Raw genomic sequence first — 18,649 nt, 5'->3', positions numbered from 1 at the left:
TGGGGATCAGGTGACGCGGCTGCGCTCCTCGGGGTAGGCGCGCCAGCCGCCGTCCTCGAGCAGGGCGCGGAACCGGTCGACGGCGTCCCACACGTCGACGTACCGCGTGTACAGCGGCGCCGGGCCCAGGCGCACCCGGTCGGGCGTGCGGTGGTCGGGGACGACGCCGCGGTCCACCAGCGCCTGGGTCAGCTGCCATGCGGCTGGGTGCGCCAGCGTGACGTGCGACCCGCGGCGGGCGGGGTCGCGGGGGCTGGCCAGCGCCACGCCGTGCGGCGCCAGGTGCGCGTCGGCGAGCGCGACCAGCAGCCCGGTCACCGCCCGCCCCTTGGCCGCCAGCCGCCTGATCCCGGCCTCGGCCACCAGCCGCGCGCCGACCTCCACCGCGGCGGCGGCCAGCACCGGCGGCGTCCCGACACCGAAGCGCCCGATCCCCGGCACCGGGTCGTAGGCCGGGCCCATCGCGAACTGGTCGCGCTGGCCGAACCAGCCCCAGATCGGCTGGCGCAGCTCCTCCTGCAGCTCCCGCCGCACGTAGAGGAACGCCGGCGCCCCGGGCCCGCCGTTGAGGTACTTGTACGTGCACCCCACGGCGAGGTCGACGCCGCGCGCGGCCAGATCCACCTCCACGGCGCCGGCGGCGTGCGAGAGGTCCCACACCACCAGCGCCCCGGCCTCCCGCGCGGCCGACGTCACGGCGGCGACGTCGGCCAGCGCGCCGGAGCGGTAGGCCACCGCCGAGAGGACGACGACGGCGACCCGCTCGTCCAGCGCGGCGGCCAGCACCGCGGGGTCCAGGCCCTCGTCGACGTCGGCCGGCACCTCCCGCACGGTCATCCCGCGCGCCTGCGCCACCCCGGAGACGACGTAGCGGTCGGTGGGGAAGTCGTCGGCGCAGCAGACCAGCACGTCGCGGTCCGGCCGGGCGTCCGCGGCGGCCACCAGCAGCTTGTAGAGGTCGACGGTGGTGGAGTCCGACAGCAGCACCTCGCCCGGGCGCGCCCCCAGGACGCCGGTGCCGATGACGTCGCCGACCCGGGTGCCGACGTCGATCCACGACCCCCACGAGCCGACCAGCCCGCGGCCCCACTCCTGCTCGGCCACCCGGGCCAGGGCCGCCGGGGTCTCCCGCGGCATGCGGCCCAGCGAGTTGCCGTCGAGGTACAGCAGCCCGTCCTCGGTTCCGGCGAAGCGGTCGCGGAAGGCGGCCAGCGGGTCGGCGGCGTCGAGCGCCTCAGCGGCGGCGCGGGTCAGGTCCACGGCACCGTGTCTACCGCCTCGGCGTCCCCCGACCGGAGGGCTGACCACCCGTGACCGGCCCGGCGCGCCATGTGACGTACCTCCCGGGGCGGCGCGAACCCGGGGCTAGCGTGTCGCCGCCCGTCACCCGCCGGGCCCCGACCCCGGAGGAACCCGTGCGCCGTCGCCTGCTGCCCGCCGCCCTGCTCGCCCTGACCGTGCTGACCGTGCCCACCGCCGCGTCGGCCGCCCCGTCCGACCCGCCGGTCACCGAGACCCGCTTCAGCAGCGACAGCGCCTGGGCCCAGGTCCCGCTCCCCGACGGGCGGGTCGCCGACGTCTCCGTCAGCCGGTACCGCGCCTCGGAGAGCGACGAGTGGCAGGGCTCCCTGTTCGTCAGCCTCCAGACGCCGTGCACCGGCTGGTCCTGTGCGTCCGCCTACGGCTCGGTCGCCCTGACCGGCGAGCAGGTGTCGTTCGACTCCCGACTGCAGCAGGCGTCGGTGACCGACGTGCCGATGGTCCTGTCCTCCCGTGCCCTCGGCGTCTCCGGGCACACCGAGGTGACGGTCTCGCTCACCGTCACCAGCACCGGCGCGCCGGTCCGCGACGTCTCCCACGGCGAGCAGTGCGGTGACGGCAGCACCCCGTGCCTGAACTCGGTGCGGCGCGACGTCACCCGCAGCGCCGACGTGGAGCTGCGGCTCGGGGAGCTGACCGGGGTGGGCAGCGGGACGATGAGCCGTGGTTCCTCCGTCGACGTCTACCGGACGCCGACCGGCGGGTGACTCCCGGGCGGCCGGGGCGACGGCACCCGGCCGCCCGGCTCCACGGGCCTCCCCGGACCGGTCCGGAGAGGCCCGGCCCGGTGCCGCGACGCACCCCCGGCGGAGTGGGACGCGCAGCGGTGGACGGCGATCCCGGTTGGGTAGGTTGTCGGGGTGACCGTCGTCGAGACCCTGCTCGTCTTCCTCGTCGCGCCGCTGTCCGTCTACCTCCTGCTGTGGGCGCTGACCTACCTGCCCGGCGGGCGCAAGCGGCAGGGCGTGCAGTACAAGCCCGGCCAGTCCTGGGACCACGAGCCGGTCTGGTACGAGCCGCAGCCCCAGGGCGCGCCGACGCACGCCGCCGGGGAGGGGGACACCCAGGCGGTCGGTTCCTCGCTGTACGGCGAGCCGGCGGCCCTCGGCTCCGGCGACGGCGTGGGCCCGGCGCACGGCGGGCACGGCGCCACCGCCCTCTCGGCCGGCGCGCCGACCCCCGCGACCGTCGGCCCGCTCGGCGGCGCCCGCGGGACCTGGTGACATGACCGGCCCGACCCCCACCCACCTCGCGACCGCTCCCGGAGGCCGGCGATGACCCGCGTCCTGCACGCCGATCCCCACGACACGGGGACGGTGGACACCGCGCCGAACCGTGCCGACGAGGGTTACGACACCGTCTTCAGCTACCGGGAGCTGGCCCGGCTCGACGAGGCGCTCACGATGTCCTCGCGCGAGACCGGCCTGCGCTTCACGCTCTACATCGGCGACCTCGGCAAGCAGACCCGGCTGCGCGCCGAGGAGCTGCACGCCCGCGGGGGCGACCCGGCCAACTCGGTGCTGCTCGCCGTCTCGCCCGGGCAGCGGGTCGTCGAGGTGGTGACCGGCCCCTCGGCCGCCCGCCGGCTCCCCGACCGGGCGTGCGCGCTGGCCGTGCTGTCGATGACGAACTCCTTCGCCGCCGGCGACCTCGTGGGCGGCGTCGTCAACGGCCTGCGCCAGCTCTCCGACCAGGCCGGCCACCCCCGCCTGGCCCGCGACCACCACTAGGAGCACCGCCCCACGACGCCACGGAGCCCGGCCGGACACCACGTCCGGCCGGGCTCCGTCGTGTCGGGCCTCAGCTCGCGGCGGCGTCCCGCCGGCGGGCGCGCAGCGCGCGGGCGATGCCGTCGCGGCCCTCCGACACCAGCCGGCGCAGCGGCGCGGGGTGCTCGCCGTCCTCCAGCCACGCGTCGGCCGCCTTGACCGTCCGCTCCTCGACCACCGGCGGGAACAGGTACTGGACGGCGTTCTTGGCGATCTCGCCCGGACGCCGCTCCCACATGGGGCCGATCTCGGCGAAGTAGCGGTCGACGTAGCCGGCGGTGAGCTCGCGCTGCGCGGGGTGCCAGAAGCCGGCGACCAGCGCCTCGTGCACGGCGTTGGGGACCTCGGCGTCGTGGAAGGCGCGCTGCCACGCCTCCTCCTTGGCCTCCGCCGTCGGCCGCAGCGCCCGGGCGGTCGCCGCCCGGCGGACCCCGGTGGCGGTCGCGTCCCGCTCCGCCTCGGCGTCGATCTCGGCGTCGCCGGCCGCGCCGATGGCCACCAGGCCGTTGAGGAACGCCCACCGCGCGTCGGCGTCGACGGCCAGCCCCTCGTAGCTGCGCGAGCCGTCGAGCAGGCCCCGCAGCACCGCGGCGTGCTCCCCGGTGCGGGCGGCCGCGGCCAGCGTGCGCGACCACTGCAGCTGCTCGTCGCTGCCCGGCGCGGCCGACTCCAGCGCCTGCAGCGCGGCGTCGGCCAGCGCCGCCCAGCCGGTCCCGTCGGCCCAGGCCGGGTCGGCGTAGGAGGTCAGCGCCGACTGCACCCGCGCGAGCAGCGACTGCACCACGCTGATCTCGGTCTCGGCGTCGATGCCGGCGAGCACCAGCTGCACCCACTCGCGGGCGGGCAGCTCGGCGTCGCGCGTCATGTCCCACGCGGCCGCCCAGCACAGCGCCCGGGGCAGCGAGTCGGGGATGGTGCCGATCGCCTCGCGCAGCGTGGTCAGCGACCGCTCGTCGAGGCGCAGCTTGGCGTAGGTCAGGTCGTCGTCGTTGACCAGCACCAGGTCGGCCGCGGGGTGACCGACCAGCTCGGCGACCTCGGTGCGCGGGCCGTCGACGTCGAGCTCCACCCGCGTGCTGCGGGTCAGCCCGCCGGGCCCGCGGTCGTAGAGGCCGACGGCGAGGCGGTGCCGGCGCAGCACCGGGTGCTCGGGGACGGCGGTCTGCTCGATGGCGAAGGAGGCGTAGCGGCCGTCGTCGGTGAGCTCGTAGACCGGGCGCAGCGTGTTGACCTGGCTCGTCTGCAGCCACTGCGCCGACCACTCGGTGAGGTCGCGGCCGGTGGCCTCCGACAGCGGGTCGAGCAGGTCGGCCAGCGTGGTGTTGCCGTACTCGTGCTCGCGGAAGTAGCGGCGGATGCCGGCGAGGAACTCCTCGCGGCCCACGTAGGCGACCAGCTGCTTGAGCACCGACGCGCCCTTGGCGTAGGTGATCCCGTCGAAGTTCACCTCGACGGCGGCGACGTCGACCATGTCGGCGGCGATGGGGTGGGTGGAGGGCAGCTGGTCCTGCGCGTAGGCCCAGGCCTTCTCGGCGTTGGCGAACGTCGTCCAGGCGGTCGTGTACTCGGTGGCCTCGGCCTGGCACAGCGTGGAGATGTAGGTGGCGAAGGACTCGTTGAGCCACAGGTCGTCCCACCAGCGCATGGTCACCAGGTCGCCGAACCACATGTGCGCCAGCTCGTGCAGCACCGTCTCGGCGCGGCGCTCGTAGCGCGCCCGGCTGGTGCGCGAGCGGAAGACGTAGTCCTCCAGCACCGTGACCGCGCCGGCGTTCTCCATCGCGCCGGCGTTGAACTCCGGCACGAACAGCTGGTCGTACTTGTCGAACGGGTACGGGTAGTCGAAGACCCGGTGGTAGAACTCGAAGCCCTGCTTGGTGACCCGGAACAGCTCCTCGGGGTCGAGGTGCTGGGCCAGCGACGCGCGGCAGTAGAGCCCCAGCGGGATGCCCTCGTAGGAGTCGGTGACCCGCGCGTAGGGCCCGGCGACGAGCGCGACCAGGTAGGTCGACAGCCGCTTGGTGGGCTCGAAGTGCACCAGCTGCGAGCCGGCGGGCCCGGCCTCGATGGTGCGGCCGCCGGTGTTGGAGACGACCTGCCAGTCGAACGGCGCGACGACGTGGACGGTGTGGGTGCCCTTCAGGTCGGGCTGGTCGAAGCAGGCGAACACCCGCTTGGCCTCGGCCGGCTCGAAGTGCGAGTAGAGGTAGACCTGCCCGTCCTCGGGGTCCTCGAAGCGGTGCAGGCCCTCACCGGAGTTGGAGTACCGGCAGTCGGCGACCACCTCGAGCACGTTCTCGGCGGCGAGGTCGGGCAGCGGCAGGCCGCCCTCCTCGGTGTAGGTGGCGACGTCGAGCGCGGTCCCGTTGAGCGTGGCCGAGTGCACCCGCTCGGCAACCAGGTCGATGAACGAGCTCGCGCCCGGCTCGCGGCAGGTGAAGCGCACCGTCGTCGTCGAGCCGAAGGTGTCCCGGCCCGGGTGGCCGGAGCCGTCGGTGAGGTCGAGGTGCAGGTCGTAGCTGTCGACGGCCAGCAGCCGTGCGCGGGCGGCGGCGTCGTCGCGGGTCAGGTTGGGTACGGCCACGCCCGGCAGCTTCCCACGGACTGCCGACACGCCCGGCGGGCGCGGGGGAACAACCGCCCGGCCGGGGCACTTGGCAGCCAGCAGCGGTCCGGGCGCGCCCCGCGCCCGGACGACGACGAGAGCGAAGGTGAGCGATGACCGAGGCAGTGCAGAGCGCCCCCACGAAGGCCCGGGTGGACTTCTGGTTCGACCCGCTGTGCCCGTGGGCCTGGCTGACCAGCCGCTGGGTCCTCGAGGCCGCGAAGGTGCGCGACATCGACCTGCACTGGCACGTGATGTCCCTGGCGGTGCTCAACCGCGGCCGCGACCTGCCGGCGGAGTACCAGCAGATGATGGAGCAGGCGTGGGGCCCGGTGCGGGTCGCCATCGCCGCCGCCGAGAAGCACGGCGATGGCGTCCTCGGCGACCTCTACACCGCGATGGGCACGCTGCGCCACCACGAGGGCAAGGAGCTCGACGAGATCGTCGCGCCGGCGCTCGAGCGCGTCGGCCTGCCCGCCGAGCTGGCCGAGGCCGCGACGTCCACCGAGTACGACGAGGCGCTGGAGAAGAGCCACCACGCCGGCATGGACCCGGTCGGCGACGACGTCGGCACCCCGGTCATGCACATCGACGGCGTGGCCTTCTTCGGCCCGGTGATCAGCAGGGTGCCCACCGGTGAGGAGGCCGGCAAGGCCTTCGACGGCGCCGTCCTGCTGGCCAACCTGCCCGACTTCTGGGAGCTCAAGCGGACCCGTACCTCCGGTCCCGACATGGACTCGGTGCCCGCCGACGCCCTGGAGCTGAAGGCCTCCTGACCCCACCCGGTGCACGTCCGCGGAGTGGCCCCGTGCACCTCCGCGGACGTGCACGGCTGGCATGCTGCCGGGCGTGCCGCGACCGACCCGCCAGCGCATCCTGATCACCGGCGCCAGCTCCGGACTCGGCGCCGGGATGGCCCGCCGCTTCGCCGCGCGGGGCCGCGACCTCGCCCTCGTCGCCCGGCGCACCCAGCTGCTCGAGCAGCTGCGCGACGAGCTGCTCGCCGCGCACCCCGGGATCCGGGTGGTCACCGCCGCGATGGACGTCGACGACCCCGCCGCCGTCGCCTCCGTGGTGCCGCGGGTGGCCGCCGAGCTCGGCGGGCTCGACCGGTTCGTCGCCAACGCCGGCATCGGCAACGGGGCGCCGGTCGGCACCGGCGCCGCCGCGGTGAACCGGGCGGTCCTGGCCACGAACGTGCTCGGCACCCACGCGCAGTGCGAGGCGGCGGTCGAGCTGTTCCGCGCGCAGGGCTCGGGCCACCTCGTCGTCATCAGCTCGGTGGCCTCGGTGCGCGGGATGCAGGGCTCCCGCGCGGCCTACGGCGCCAGCAAGGCCGCGCTCAACGCGCTGGCCGAGGCGATCCGTGCCGACCTGCTCGGCACCGGCACCCGGGTCACCACGGTGCTGCCCGGCTACATCGCGACCGACATCAACGCCGGCCGCCGCGGCCCGTTCACCGTCGACCTCGACACCGGCGTCGACGCGCTGGTGGCCGCGATCGAGCGCGAGCCGGTGCGCGCCTACGTGCCCGAGTGGCCCTGGCGCCCGGTGTCGGCGCTGCTGCGCGTCCTGCCCCTCCCGGTCCTCCGCCGCCTCACCTGAGACCTGCGCGGACACCTCAGAACGCCAGCTCGCGGCCCGTCCCGGCCCGCTGCGCGGCCGCCAGCACCAGGGTCGCCGCCGTCGCGTCCTGCACGGCGACGCCGACGGACTTGTACAGCGTGACCTGGTCGGCCGACGTCCGCCCGGGCCGGGCGCCGGTCACCAGCTCTCCGACCTCGACGACGTCCTCCTCGGCCAGGACGCCCCGGGCGAGCGGCTCGGTGAGGTCGGTGCTGCCGGCAGCGGTGACCGGGGCGAACGCCGTCCGTCGGGACTCGACGCAGACCAGCGCCCCGGCGACGGTGGCGTCGTCCACCTCCCGCCCGCCGGGGGCCCACCCCACGGAGGTGACGTGCACGCCGGGGGGCAGCTCGTCCCGCCGCACGACCGGCTCGGTGGGGTGCGTCGTGGCGCAGACGACGTCCGCGCCGGCCACCGCCTCGCGGGACGACCCGACGGCGCGCACGGCGACGCCGAGCTCCTCGCCCAGTTCGGCGGCGAGGGCCTCGGCGCGGGCTCGGTCGCGCCCGTGGACGCGAACCTCCTCGACGGGGGCCACGCGCGCCACCGCGCGGGCGTGCGAGCGGGCCTGCACGCCGGTGCCGAGGAGGGCCAGCACCGACGCGCCGGGCCGGGCCAGCAGCCGGACCGACAGCGCCGAGCCGGCGCCCGTCCGGACGGCGGTGAGCACGGTCCCGTCCAGCAGGGCGACGGGTGTGCCCGTCGCCGGGTCGAAGACGGCGACGACGGCCTGGTGGGTGGGCACGGGGGTGCCGGCGTTGCCCGGGAAGACCGAGACGAGCTTGGTGACCAGCGCGCCCTGCGAGGGGACGTGGCCGGGCATCGCCAGCAGCCGCCCGTCCACCGCGGGCACCACGGCGGCGACCCGGTCGGGCACCGAGGCGCGGCCGGCGCTGAGGTCGGCCATCGCGGGCGCGAGCGCGTCGATCAGCTCGTCGAGGTCGAGGAGGGCGGCCACCTCGTCGCCGGTCAGCACCAGCACGCGGCGGATCGTCCGCGCAGGAGCCGGTCGCGGTCAACGCCCCGGCGGCCGCTACCAGCAGATGCGCATCGGGCGGGCGCGCGAGTCGGTCGCGCCGTCCCCGACGCACTCGCCGACGCCGTCGGCCACCCGTCGCGCCGACCACGCGGCGGCGCAGGCGTCCAGCGCGTCGACCGCCGGCACCCGAGGCGGCGCCGTCAGCAGCGCCGCGTCGACGTCGACGACGGGGCGCAGTGCCGCCAGCCGCTGCGCGAGCCCGCGGGCGGTCACCTTCGGGTCGGTGACGCCCCCGAGTCCCCGCCGGAACGCCAGCTCGGGGTGGACCTCGACGACCCGCTCCAGCGGCGGGTCGCCGAGCGCGTCGTCGAGCGCGCGGATCGACCGGACCAGCTGGAACGCCTGCGCCGACAGCGACACCCCGCCGGTGGCCGCGACCGACAGCCGGCGCGCCTCGGCGTAGTCGTCGGTCGCGAGCACCGCCCGGACGGGAGCGGGGAACACCGAGCTCCCGGCGCTGCCGAGGAGTGCCCGGGCCTGCCGGTCGCAGGCGCGCACGCCGTCGTCCGAGAGGCCGATGGGCATGTCGATGCCGACCACCTCGACGTCGGGGACGGCGAGCACCGCGGGGACGTCGGCGAGGTCGAGCAACCGCACCGAACGGCCGTCCAGCAGGGCCCCCACCCAGCGGCCGCGCCAGCCGTCGACACCCAGCACCGCCACCGGCGCAGCCTGACAGACTCGCCGCCATGCGCGTCTTCGTCGGGACCGACCACGCCGGCCTGGAGTTCAAGGAGCACCTGAAGCAGGCGCTCACCGGCGCCGGGCACGAGCCGGTCGACTGCGGCGCGTTCGACTACGACCCGCAGGACGACTACCCGCCGTTCTGCTTCGAGGTCGGGGAGCGGGTGGTGGTCGAGCCGGGCACCCTCGGTGTGGTCATCGGCGGCTCGGGCAACGGCGAGCAGATCGCGGCGAACAAGGTGCCCGGCGTGCGCGCGGCGCTGGTGTGGAACCGGGAGACCGCCGAGCTCGCCCGTGCGCACAACGACGCCAACGTGTGCGCGATCGGCGCCCGGCAGCACTCGGTCGAGGAGGCCACCGAGCTGGTGCTGCACTTCCTCGCCTCCCCGTGGAGCGGCGAGGAGCGGCACGTGCGCCGGATCGGCCTGATCCACGACTACGAGCAGAACCGGCACCGCCCCGCCGGGGGGCTACCCACCCGCGGCGACGCGGTCTGAGGCCTGCAGGGTCTCCCTCGGGGTGCTGGCGAGGGGTGGGAGGAGCAGGCGCCCTGGGTCCCGTGAGACCTCAATCGGAGGCGGTGGTTCGAGGAGTGCGGGGGGCCTTCTGTGTCGGCATGGGACATTCCGTTGGCCGCCCTGCAGGGATACGGCCCAGCCCTGGTGGTCGTCCTACCGGTCGCCGTGACCAGTCAGCTGGCCGAGGCCCTCATCCTCCCGATCCTGGTAGCACACCCGAGGCAGACGCTTCGTAGACGCTTCGCGGACAATCGTCGTGTCGAGCTCCTCGACAGGCGTCGGAGGTGGCGTCGTGAAACGCATGCTGGATGCCGTCGTGAGATGCGTCGTGGTTGGCGACGCGAGTGGCGTCGTGTCAAACGCCTCGAGCGGCGGGCCAGGTTCGCCGCACTGACGCGAGGCGCGTGTGCAGTTGCCTTTGTCCTGCTGGGGGCACTCCTCACACCTGTCGTGGCTCTGCTGGTCACGGGTGGCGGCAACTCGACCTGGCTCAGACTGGCGGTCTACTGCGCATTGGCCCTGGGGCTGCAGCTCGGACACGCCCTGCTGGTCATCCGCACGGCCCGACGAGGCGCGCGACTGCACGCCGGCCATGGTGCGTGGAAGGCCAGGTACAGAGAGGGCAGGCATCTCTGGAGCGTCCTCACGTTCACGATGCCACTCCGTGCCCATGACTCCTTCTGGGTTGCGTTGGTGGCGGTACTCGGGCTCGTCTACCCGCTCGCAGTGCTCGTCCGCGAGGTGGACGGCTCGCCTGGGCCCTCTTCCTTCGTCCGGCAGTGGGCGATGTTCGGCGCCTTCACGGTCGTGCTGTTCCTGACCGCCGTCGCGCTCTCACTTCTCGAGCGGGCGACTCCGCAATTGACGCTGGCCCGCTGGGCCTCGAACGAAGTCCGGCTCGAGAAAGCACCGCGGCATGCTCGGCAGCCGGTGGGCCCACGCGTCGCCCCCTTCCTGGAAATCCACGCGCGTCGTCGACTCAAGCGTCTGCCCTCCTCTCTCAAGGAGAGGTATGTAGCGACGTGCGACAAGCTGATCGAGACGTCGAAGATCGGTTACATGCAACAGAACACGCGCCAGGCGGTGCACCGCGTCATGCGCGATGCCCTCCAATACAGCGCGCGGGTGGCGAACAGCCTGGATGCCTCGGAAGCCGAGCGTGTCGCGAACGCCTGGTTGGTCGAGCGGGGACTCGCCGACATCTCCCCGACGTCCCTGTCGAGTCGCCGGCGATTCCCGACGGTTCAGTACGTCGGGGAGGTCACTGACACCGTCAAGGGAGTCCTCGCCCTGATCGGTGCGATCGCGCTGGTGGTCATCTTCGTCATCAACGGCGCCGGACTGGATGAGATCATCAGCCAGCTCAAGTAGGGCGGGCAGCCGCTCGTGTGAGAGCACTGACCCCTGGGCCGCTCAGGCTCACCGCCGGCCATACGCCAAGTGATCCGCGGAGCAGGCGTCAGAACGTGTCCGGGCACCAGGGACTGACCGGCCAGGACAGCGCGGTCGCGGCCAGCGTGACTGCGCCCGGGCTCACCTCCGTCACCCGCCCGGCGGCCTGCAGCGTGGCCAGCGAGACCCCGCCGAGGTAGGCCGCGGCCAGCGCCTCGGCGTCCACGACCAGGTCCGGGTCGAGGTCGGTGCGGCCGCAGTAGCCGCCGGCCGGGTGCCCGGCCCACCGCCAGCGGCCCTCGTTCCACGGGCAGAACCGGTCGCGCACCTCGATCACCAGGTCGACCGGGGCGGGGTAGCGGCGGGCGGCCAGCGCCCGGTCGACGTCGACCAGCCGCAGCCACAGCCCGTCGGTGGGCCGGGCGTGCAGCGCCCGCGGGTCGGCCAGCAGGTGGCGCAGCGGCTCGTCGACGGCGCCCTGCGGGTACTCCAGCGTGCGGACGAGGTCGTGGTCGAGCAGGTAGCGCCACAGCGCCGCGTAGGCCGGGGTGTCCCGGCCGCGGACCTCGTCGACGAGCAGGGTGCCGTCGGGGTCGCCGTCGTCGAGGTCGCGGCTGCGCACCCGGAACGCGGCGTAGCCGGTGACCTCGCCGTCGGCCTCGGTGTGCAGCAGCAGTCGGCGCGCGGTGGCGCCGCGGCGGTCCTCGGGCGGGTCGCGCAGGATGCGCTCCCACCAGCCCGGGGAACGCTCGAGCGTCCCGGGCACCCAGCGGCGCAGCGCCTCGTGCACCCGCGGCGCGGCGGCCCGGAACCCGTCGAGGTCGACCGGCGCGACCGTGCCGGTGCCGAGGTCCACGCCGGGCCGGAAGGCCATCCGCTGGGTGGGGCCGGTGAGGGCGCCACGCCACACGGCGGGCGCGTAGCCGAACCGCCCGTAGATGCCGCCCTCCGCGGCCCACAGCGCGGCGACCGGCTCGCGCTGCTGCTCGTGCAGCTCGGTGAGCTGGCGGCGCATGACCGCGGTGAGCACGCCGCGGCGGCGGTGGGTGGGGGAGACGGTCACCCAGGTGACCCCGGCGCAGGGCACGACCGCGCCCGGCACGGTGAGCGTGCGGCTGTAGACCCCCGAGGTGCAGACCACCCGGTCGCCGTCCCACAGCGTCAGCGTGCGGTCGAGCTCGGCGGTGGCCGGCGGCGCCTCGACGAAGGACCCGCCGTCCGCCTCGCCGAAGACGTCGAGCATCGCGCGGGCGAAGGCCGGCCACTCGTCGGCGGTCACGGGGCGCAGGGTGGCGGGGTCGGTCACCCCTGCTGTCTACCGGGCGGCCCGCGGCGCCCGCGACCGCGTTGTCGTCGGCGGGCGGTGCCAGGCTGCGCGGCGTGCAGGGGCAGCGGCCGGTCGGGTGGTGGGTGAAGCGGCTCGACGAGCTGCTCGAAGAGGGGCTCGACGCCGTCGTCGGCGCCGAGGGGCTCACCCGGCGGCACTGGCAGGTGCTGCAGAGCGTCGTCGACGGGCCGGTCGAGCGGGCCGGGCTGCGCGCCGCGCTCGCCCCCTTCGCCGGGCCGGCGGAGGTCGACGGCGCCGTCGCCGACCTCACGGGGCGTGGCTGGCTCCGGGACGACGCCGGGCGGCCGGCGGTCACCGACGACGGCCGCGCGGCGCACGCCCGGCTCGCCGCGGCGGTCGGCGCGTTCCGGCGCTCGGTGGCCGAGGGCCTGAGCGAGGAGGAGTACGCGCGCACCGTCGCCGGCCTGGCGCGGATGGTGGCCAACCTGGAGCGCGCGCTCGGCGGCTGACCGGGCGGGACGCGGCCGCGTCGGTAGGGTCGCCGGCAGCCGGGCGCGCCGACGGCGTCGCGTTCCTCGCGCGGCCGCGTGCCCCGGCGGACGGAGGACCCGCGTGCGACGACGGACCGCACCCCTCGCCGTGAGCGCCCTGCTGCTGGCCGCCGGCTGCACCGCGTCGGCGGGGAGCGAGGACGCCGGGAGCGACGGCGGCTCGGCCTCCGTGACCGCCTCCGCGCCCGACCAGCGACTCACCGTGGTCGCCGACGCCGAGCCCGCCGCCGCCGCGGTGAGCACCAGCCGGGCGCTGTTCGACGAGGCCGGCGTCGTGGTGCTCGCCCCCGACGGCGACGCCGCCGCCACGCTGCTCGGCGCCTCCGCCGCGGTCGGCCTGGGCGTCCCGCTGCTGCTCGACCCCGAGGGTGAGGGGGCCGACGACGCGGTCGCCGCCGAGCTCGACCGCCTCGGCGCGGCCACCGTGCTCGTCGTCGGCGGGGACGCCGCGCCCGGCGGGGGCGACCGCGAGGTGGTCACCGTCCCGGCCACCGCGGAGGCCGTCGGCGCCGCCACCGGCCTCGACCTCGTCGAGGCCGACCCGGTGCCGGCCGACGGCGAGGCCGCCGCCGTCGCGGAGCTCGACCCCGACGCGCCCGCCGCGCTGGTCCCCGAGGACGGCGCCGCCGGTGGCGACGGCGAGGCGTCCGGCGAGCTGCCCGAGGTGACCCGCGCCGACCCGCTCGAGGACACCGTGGTGCTGGCCGCCGGCACCCCCGAGTCGCTGGCCGGTGTGGCCACCGCCCGGGCGGCCGGCGCGCAGGTGCAGCTCACCGGTGGGTCCACCGACCCGCGCGCCTCGGCCGACGTCGTCGACCTCGTGGCGCAGGACCCCTCCGGCACCGTCGTGGCCCTCGGCGCCGACTTCGGCACCGAGGAGGGCCTGGACTGGAAGCTCGAGACGGCCGCCACGGGGGCGCAGCTGCCCGGCGGCGGGCAGCTGCTGTTCCCGCAGCACTTCATGGTCGCCCTCTACGGCCACCCGGGCACCGGGTCGCTCGGCGTGCTCGGCGAGCAGGACGTCGACGCCAGCGTCCAGCGCGCCCGCGACACCGCGGCCCCCTACGAGGCGCTGGTGCCCGACGCCACCGTCGTCCCCGCGTTCGAGGTCATCGCGACGGTGGCCTCGCAGTTCCCGACCGAGGAGGGGGACTACTCCTTCGAGGCGCCGGTCGAGCAGCTGCGGCCCTGGGTGGAGGCGGCGGGGGAGGCCGGCCTCTACGTCGTCCTGGACCTGCAGCCCGGCCGCACCGACTTCGTCACCCAGGCCGAGCGCTACCGGGAGCTGCTCGTGCTGCCGCACGTCGGCCTGGCCCTCGACCCGGAGTGGCGGCTGGCGCCCGACCAGGTGCACCTGACCCAGATCGGGTCGGTGCCGGTCGAGGAGGTCGACCGGGTGGTGACCTGGCTGGCCGACCTGACGCGGGAGAACCGGCTGCCGCAGAAGCTGCTGGTGCTGCACCAGTTCCGGGTGGACATGATCCCCGGCCGCGAGAACGTCGACCTCTCCCGCGACGAGCTGTCGGTGATGGTGCACGCCGACGGGCAGGGCCCGCAGGGCAGCAAGCAGGAGACCTGGCGGGTGCTGCACGACGTGGGCCCCGCCGAGGGCCTGGCGTGGGGCTGGAAGAACTTCTACGACGAGGACCAGCCGATGCTGACCCCCGAGGAGACGATCGCGCAGGTCTCCCCGCGGCCGCAGCTGGTCAGCTACCAGTAGTCCTCCGGCCCGGCCACTCCCGCGGGGGTCCCGTTCTGTCCCTGGTCCGTGGTGGACTACCGCGGCCCGACGGGGGATGCCGACGAGGAGAGGCGGTCCTGAGGTGACCAGCGTGCTGACCGGGGTGCCCGGCGAGATCGACCCGCGGCTGCTCGAGCACCGCCGCGAGCTGACCGGCTACTGCTACCGCATGCTCGGCTCGTCCTTCGACGCCGACGACGCGGTGCAGGAGACGATGGTCCGCGCGTGGCGCAGCCTGGCCGACTTCGAGGGCCGCTCCTCGCTGCGCTCCTGGCTCTACCGGATCGCCACCAACGTCTGCCTCGACCAGCTCTCCGGCCGCCAGCGCCGGGCGTTGCCCATGGACCTCTCCGGGCAGGCGTGGTCGCCGGTGGAGGCCTCGCTCGCCGCCACCCGGCCGGCCGAGGCCTGGGTGGAGCCGGTGCTCGACCGCCAGGTCCTGCCCGAGGACGGCGACCCCGCCGAGCGGGCGGTGGCGAGGGAGTCGGTGCGGCTGGCGTTCATCGCGGCGCTGCAGCACCTCCCGCCGCGCCAGCGGGCCGTGCTGCTGCTGCGCGACGTGCTGCGCTGGCACGCCGACGAGGTCGCCACCCTGCTGGAGACCACCGTCGCCTCGGTCAACAGCGCGCTGCAGCGGGCGCGGGCGACGCTGGCGGGGCTGGGGGGCGACCGCGAGCCCCGGCCGCTGGACGCCGACAGCCGCGACCTGCTCGAGCGCTACCTCGACGCCTTCGAGCGCTACGACATCGACGCGTTCGTCGCGCTGCTGCACGAGGACGCCACCCAGCACATGCCGCCGTTCGAGATGTGGCTGGGCAGCGCGGCCGACATCGGCACCTGGATGCTCGGCCCGGGCAGCGGCTGCCGCGGGTCGCGGCTGCTGCGGACCGAGGCCAACGGCTGCCCGGCCTTCGCGCAGTACCGGCCGCGCGAGGGCGGCGGCCACGTGCCGTGGGGGCTGCACGTGCTGGAGGTCGAGGACGGCCGGATCCGGCACATCACCAGCTTCCTCGACCTCGACACCGGGCTGTTCGCCCGGCTGGGCCTGCCCGCGGCCCTCGAGCCGGAGACGCCCGCGGCCACCCCGTGACCGCCCGGCGGTAGCCGAACCCGGCGGTCCGGGTGTTCGGCTGGAGCCGGGGAGGGGTGGCGCCGGGCAGCCCTGGTGGGGCTGGTGGAGGCCGGTCGCCGGCTCGACGCGAACGCCGGCGTCGCCTCGGAGGTGGTGGCCGGCCTGCGCGAGGCCATCGGCGCGATCGCCACGGCGGCGGGCCAGGCGACGGCGACGGCCACCGAGGCGCGGGCCGGCTCCCGGGACAGCGCGGCCACCGTCGAGCGCCTGGCTGCCACGATGACCGAGATCGACCAGATCGCCGGGAGCATCTCGGCCATCGCCGACCAGACCAACCTGCTGGCCCTCAACGCGACCATCGAGTCGGCCCGCGCCGGCGAGGCGGGCAAGGGCTTCGCCGTGGTCGCCGGGGAGGTCGAGGACCTGGCGGCGGAGGCGGCGCAGGCCACCGAGCGCGTCCGCCGCGTCGTCGAGGCGGTCCGCGGGGACGTCGTCGCCGCCGGTGCGGCGCTGGGCAGGGTCCGGGAGGTGATGGGCGACGTGGCGGCCGCGCAGACCACGATCGCCACCGCCGTCGAGGAGCAGACGGCGTCGACCGCGCGGGCCCAGGACGCCGTCGGCGGCGCCTCGGGCGAGGCGGCGAGCACGGCCACCGAGCTGCAGCGGATCGTCACGGGCATGTGAGCGCACTCGGCGGCGTTGGAGGCTGTACCCCCTGGGGGTATGTTGGCCGGCACGTCGACCGAGGAGGGGACCGTGCACACGGACCAGGCACACGACACCCACGCACACGACACCACCGCACCGGACCAGCACGACGGGCACGGCGCACACAGCGGGCACGGCAGCGGCCCGGTCAGCTGGGCCATGGCCGCGCAGGCGACGCTGCACTGCCTCACTGGATGCGCCATCGGTGAGGTGCTCGGGATGGTGATCGGCACGGCGCTCGGCCTGTCGACCGGGGCGACGGTGCTGCTCGCCGTCGCGCTGGCCTTCGTCTTCGGCTACGCGCTCACCGTGCGCGGCGTGCTGCGCGCCGGGCTGACCTTCCGGCGGGCGCTGCGGGTCGCGCTGGCCGCCGACACGGTGTCGATCGCGGTGATGGAGCTGGTCGACAACGGCGTGATGGTCACCGTGCCCGGCGCGATGGAGGCGGGGCTGGGCTCGGCGCTGTTCTGGCTGTCGCTGGCCGGGGCACTGGTGGTGGCGTTCGTGCTCACCACGCCGGTCAACCGCTGGCTGATGGGCCGCGGCAAGGGGCACGCCGTCGTCCACGCGTACCACTGACGCGAGGCACCGCTGACACGACCGGGGCCGGGGAGCACGCGCTCCCCGGCCCCGGCGCCGGTCAGGACCGCGTGCGCAGCCAGACGGTGGTGTCCGGCGGCAGCTGCCCGCCGGTCAGCGGGCCGCTGGCCAGCAGCACCTCGCCCTCGGGCAGGTCGACGGGCGCGTCGCCGAAGTTGGTGACGCTGCCCCAGCCGGTGGCCCGCCGCAGGTGCAGCAGGTGGGTGCGGGCGACCGGGCCGGCGTCCACCCACTGCAGCGACTCGTCGGCCTGCAGCTGCCGGCGCAGCGCCAGCGCCGACCGGTACAGCTCCAGCGTCGAGCCCTCGACGCCGTCCTGGGCCTCGGCCGACAGCGCGCCGAACGACGCCGGCTGCGGCAGCCACGCGCCACCGTCGCCGAAGCCGAACGAGCTGCCCTCGCGGGTCCACGGCAGCGGCACCCGGCAGCCGTCGCGGCCCTTCTGCGCGTGCCCGGTGCGCTCCCAGATCGGGTCCTGCAGCGCCTCGGCCGGCAGGTCGGCGACCTCGGGCAGGCCGAGCTCCTCGCCCTGGTAGAGGTAGGCCGAGCCCGGCAGCGCGAGCATCAGCAGCGTGGCCGCGCGGGCGCGGCGCAGGCCCTGGTCGGCGTCGGGCTCGGGCGTCCCGCCGTCGGCGAGCAGCCAGGCGTCGAGGTCGGTGCCGGGGGGCAGCGCGTAGCGCGAGGCGTGCCGGACGACGTCGTGGTTGGACAGCACCCAGGTGGCCGACGCGCCGGCGACCGCGGCCGCCGAGAGCGCGGCGTCGATCTCCACGCGGAACTGCTCGGCCGACCACGGCTGCACCAGCAGCTCGAAGTTGAACGCCTGGCCGAGCTCGTCGGGCCGGGCGTAGAGCACCCGGCGGCTGGTGGTCACCCACGCCTCGGCGACGGCCGACCGCGGCGGGTCGTAGGTGTCGAGCACCTTGCGCCACTCGCGGAAGACCTCGTGCACCTCGTCGCGGTCGAACAGCGGGTGGCTGCCGTCGAGGGGCAGCTCGGTCATCGCGTCGGGGTGCACGCCGCCGTAGTCGCGCAGCGGCTCGGAGAGGTCCTTGGTCAGGGCGTGGGCGACGTCGACCCGGAAGCCGTCGACGCCGCGGTCGGACCAGAACCGCAGGGTGGCGAGGAAGTCCTCGCGGACCTCCTGGTTGTCCCAGTTGAAGTCGGGCTGCTCGCGGGCGAACAGGTGCAGGTACCACTGGCCGTCGGGCACGCGGGTCCACGCCGGGCCGCCGAAGTGGCTCATCCAGTCCGAGGGCGGCCGGCTGCCGTCGGGGCCCCGGCCGTCGCGGAAGACGTAGCGGTCGCGGGCGGGGGAGCCCGGCGGGGAGGCCAGCGCCTCCCGGAACCAGGCGTGCCGGTCGGAGCTGTGGTTGGGGACGACGTCGACGACGACCTTCATGCCGAGCTCGTGCGCCCGGGCGATCATCGCGTCGGCGTCGGCGAGGGTGCCCAGCCGCGGGTCGACGTCGCGGTAGTCGTCGACGTCGTAGCCGCCGTCGGCCAGGGCGGAGGGGTAGAAGGGGCTCAGCCAGACGGCGTCCACGCCGAGCTGCTGGAGGTAGGGCAGCCGCGAGGTCACGCCGGGCAGGTCGCCGAGGCCGTCGCCGTTCGCGTCGGCGAAGCTGCGCGGGTAGACCTGGTAGACGACGGCCTGGCGCCACCAGTCCGCGTCGGCGGTCCGGTTCGGGGCAGGGGTGTTCACGGGCACGGTCTCCTGGGGGAGTGGTCTCGGG

18 protein-coding genes are annotated in these 18,649 nt (G+C 75.5%); 12 read left to right on the top strand and 6 right to left on the bottom strand.

From position 1 onward, the window contains the following. Window positions 1-6: 6 nt before the first annotated feature. Window positions 7-1,260, bottom strand: coding sequence for a kynureninase (gene kynU, locus BLQ97_RS15605; RefSeq protein WP_091366897.1), 1,254 nt, complete (start codon window positions 1,258-1,260; stop codon window positions 7-9). 155 nt (window positions 1,261-1,415) lie between these two features. Between kynU and BLQ97_RS15600 the strand changes: the two genes are divergently transcribed. The 3 genes from BLQ97_RS15600 (at window position 1,416) to BLQ97_RS15590 (ending at window position 3,050) form a co-directional block, all read left to right on the top strand. Next, window positions 1,416-2,027 (top strand): hypothetical protein, encoded by a 612-nt coding sequence (locus tag BLQ97_RS15600; protein WP_091366896.1) that lies wholly within the window; start codon window positions 1,416-1,418, stop codon window positions 2,025-2,027. Window positions 2,028-2,180: 153 nt separating this feature from the next. Further along, on the top strand, window positions 2,181-2,543 hold the full coding sequence (gene ctaJ / locus BLQ97_RS15595) for an aa3-type cytochrome oxidase subunit CtaJ (protein ID WP_091366895.1): 363 nt from the start codon (window positions 2,181-2,183) through the stop codon (window positions 2,541-2,543). A gap of 51 nt (window positions 2,544-2,594) precedes the next feature. Next, window positions 2,595-3,050 carry a DUF5130 family protein gene (locus BLQ97_RS15590; protein ID WP_091366894.1) on the top strand — a complete coding sequence of 152 codons (456 nt, stop codon included), beginning with the start codon at window positions 2,595-2,597 and terminating at the stop codon, window positions 3,048-3,050. Window positions 3,051-3,120: 70 nt separating this feature from the next. On the opposite strand, the gene pepN is transcribed toward BLQ97_RS15590, so the two are convergent. Then, window positions 3,121-5,673 (bottom strand): aminopeptidase N, encoded by a 2,553-nt coding sequence (gene pepN / locus BLQ97_RS15585; protein WP_091366893.1) that lies wholly within the window; start codon window positions 5,671-5,673, stop codon window positions 3,121-3,123. Between the two features lie 134 nt (window positions 5,674-5,807). On the opposite strand from pepN, the gene BLQ97_RS15580 reads away from it, so the two are divergent. Both BLQ97_RS15580 and BLQ97_RS15575 read left to right on the top strand, forming a co-directional pair. Then, complete coding sequence (locus tag BLQ97_RS15580) at window positions 5,808-6,470, top strand: mycothiol-dependent nitroreductase Rv2466c family protein (RefSeq protein ID WP_091366892.1); 663 nt, start codon at window positions 5,808-5,810, stop codon at window positions 6,468-6,470. A gap of 73 nt (window positions 6,471-6,543) precedes the next feature. After that, complete coding sequence (locus BLQ97_RS15575; protein WP_091367008.1) at window positions 6,544-7,299, top strand: SDR family oxidoreductase; 756 nt, start codon at window positions 6,544-6,546, stop codon at window positions 7,297-7,299. A gap of 16 nt (window positions 7,300-7,315) precedes the next feature. Here the strand turns inward: BLQ97_RS15575 and BLQ97_RS15570 are convergent, their stop codons facing one another. Continuing rightward, a complete protein-coding gene (locus BLQ97_RS15570) occupies window positions 7,316-8,302 on the bottom strand; it encodes an ornithine cyclodeaminase family protein (RefSeq protein WP_091366891.1) in 987 nt (328 codons plus the stop codon). Between the two features lie 51 nt (window positions 8,303-8,353). Then, window positions 8,354-9,022 carry a DUF429 domain-containing protein gene (locus BLQ97_RS15565; RefSeq protein ID WP_091366890.1) on the bottom strand — a complete coding sequence of 223 codons (669 nt, stop codon included), beginning with the start codon at window positions 9,020-9,022 and terminating at the stop codon, window positions 8,354-8,356. A 26-nt stretch (window positions 9,023-9,048) separates the two neighbouring features. On the opposite strand from BLQ97_RS15565, the gene BLQ97_RS15560 reads away from it, so the two are divergent. Continuing rightward, window positions 9,049-9,540 (top strand): ribose-5-phosphate isomerase, encoded by a 492-nt coding sequence (locus tag BLQ97_RS15560; protein WP_091366889.1) that lies wholly within the window; start codon window positions 9,049-9,051, stop codon window positions 9,538-9,540. A 471-nt stretch (window positions 9,541-10,011) separates the two neighbouring features. Next, the gene (locus BLQ97_RS15555; RefSeq protein ID WP_091366888.1) at window positions 10,012-10,932 is read left to right on the top strand and encodes a hypothetical protein; all 921 of its coding nucleotides are present in this window, start codon (window positions 10,012-10,014) and stop codon (window positions 10,930-10,932) included. Window positions 10,933-11,020: 88 nt separating this feature from the next. On the opposite strand, the gene BLQ97_RS15550 is transcribed toward BLQ97_RS15555, so the two are convergent. Further along, window positions 11,021-12,259: a GNAT family N-acetyltransferase gene (locus tag BLQ97_RS15550; RefSeq protein WP_091366887.1), complete on the bottom strand. Its 1,239-nt coding sequence runs from the start codon at window positions 12,257-12,259 to the stop codon at window positions 11,021-11,023. Between the two features lie 74 nt (window positions 12,260-12,333). Here BLQ97_RS15550 and BLQ97_RS15545 point away from each other — a divergent pair, with 74 nt between their 5' ends. From BLQ97_RS15545 to BLQ97_RS15525, 5 genes are all read left to right on the top strand, one after another. Then, entirely contained in the window at window positions 12,334-12,750 is a 417-nt protein-coding gene (locus BLQ97_RS15545) for a hypothetical protein (RefSeq protein ID WP_091366886.1), read from the top strand. 103 nt (window positions 12,751-12,853) lie between these two features. Continuing rightward, the gene (locus tag BLQ97_RS15540) at window positions 12,854-14,512 is read left to right on the top strand and encodes a prolipoprotein diacylglyceryl transferase (protein WP_091366885.1); all 1,659 of its coding nucleotides are present in this window, start codon (window positions 12,854-12,856) and stop codon (window positions 14,510-14,512) included. A gap of 103 nt (window positions 14,513-14,615) precedes the next feature. Beyond that, window positions 14,616-15,623 (top strand): sigma-70 family RNA polymerase sigma factor, encoded by a 1,008-nt coding sequence (locus BLQ97_RS15535; RefSeq protein ID WP_217637217.1) that lies wholly within the window; start codon window positions 14,616-14,618, stop codon window positions 15,621-15,623. An 84-nt stretch (window positions 15,624-15,707) separates the two neighbouring features. Further along, window positions 15,708-16,289, top strand: coding sequence for a methyl-accepting chemotaxis protein (locus tag BLQ97_RS23680; RefSeq protein ID WP_281181420.1), 582 nt, complete (start codon window positions 15,708-15,710; stop codon window positions 16,287-16,289). 72 nt (window positions 16,290-16,361) lie between these two features. Then, window positions 16,362-16,892, top strand: a complete 531-nt coding sequence (locus tag BLQ97_RS15525) for a DUF4396 domain-containing protein (RefSeq protein WP_245692221.1) — start codon at window positions 16,362-16,364, stop codon at window positions 16,890-16,892. A 61-nt stretch (window positions 16,893-16,953) separates the two neighbouring features. On the opposite strand, the gene BLQ97_RS15520 is transcribed toward BLQ97_RS15525, so the two are convergent. Next, on the bottom strand, window positions 16,954-18,618 hold the full coding sequence (locus BLQ97_RS15520) for a glycoside hydrolase family 13 protein (RefSeq protein WP_245692220.1): 1,665 nt from the start codon (window positions 18,616-18,618) through the stop codon (window positions 16,954-16,956). Window positions 18,619-18,649: the final 31 nt, after the last annotated feature.

The sequence above is a fragment of the Geodermatophilus telluris genome (assembly GCF_900102745.1).
In the GTDB taxonomy this organism is placed as follows: domain Bacteria; phylum Actinomycetota; class Actinomycetes; order Mycobacteriales; family Geodermatophilaceae; genus Geodermatophilus; species Geodermatophilus telluris.
The sequence above is the reverse complement of the archived record's forward strand: the minus strand, read 5'-3'. Positions and strand labels throughout refer to the sequence as shown.

Bases quoted from the DNA above. Each gene is read 5' to 3' on its own strand.
- BLQ97_RS15580 (WP_091366892.1), top strand. From the start codon at position 5,808: ATGACCGAGGCAGTGCAGAGCGCCCCCACGAAGGCCCGGGTGGACTTC.
- BLQ97_RS15590 (WP_091366894.1), top strand. From the start codon at position 2,595: ATGACCCGCGTCCTGCACGCCGATCCCCACGACACGGGGACGGTGGAC.
- BLQ97_RS15560 (WP_091366889.1), top strand. From the start codon at position 9,049: ATGCGCGTCTTCGTCGGGACCGACCACGCCGGCCTGGAGTTCAAGGAG.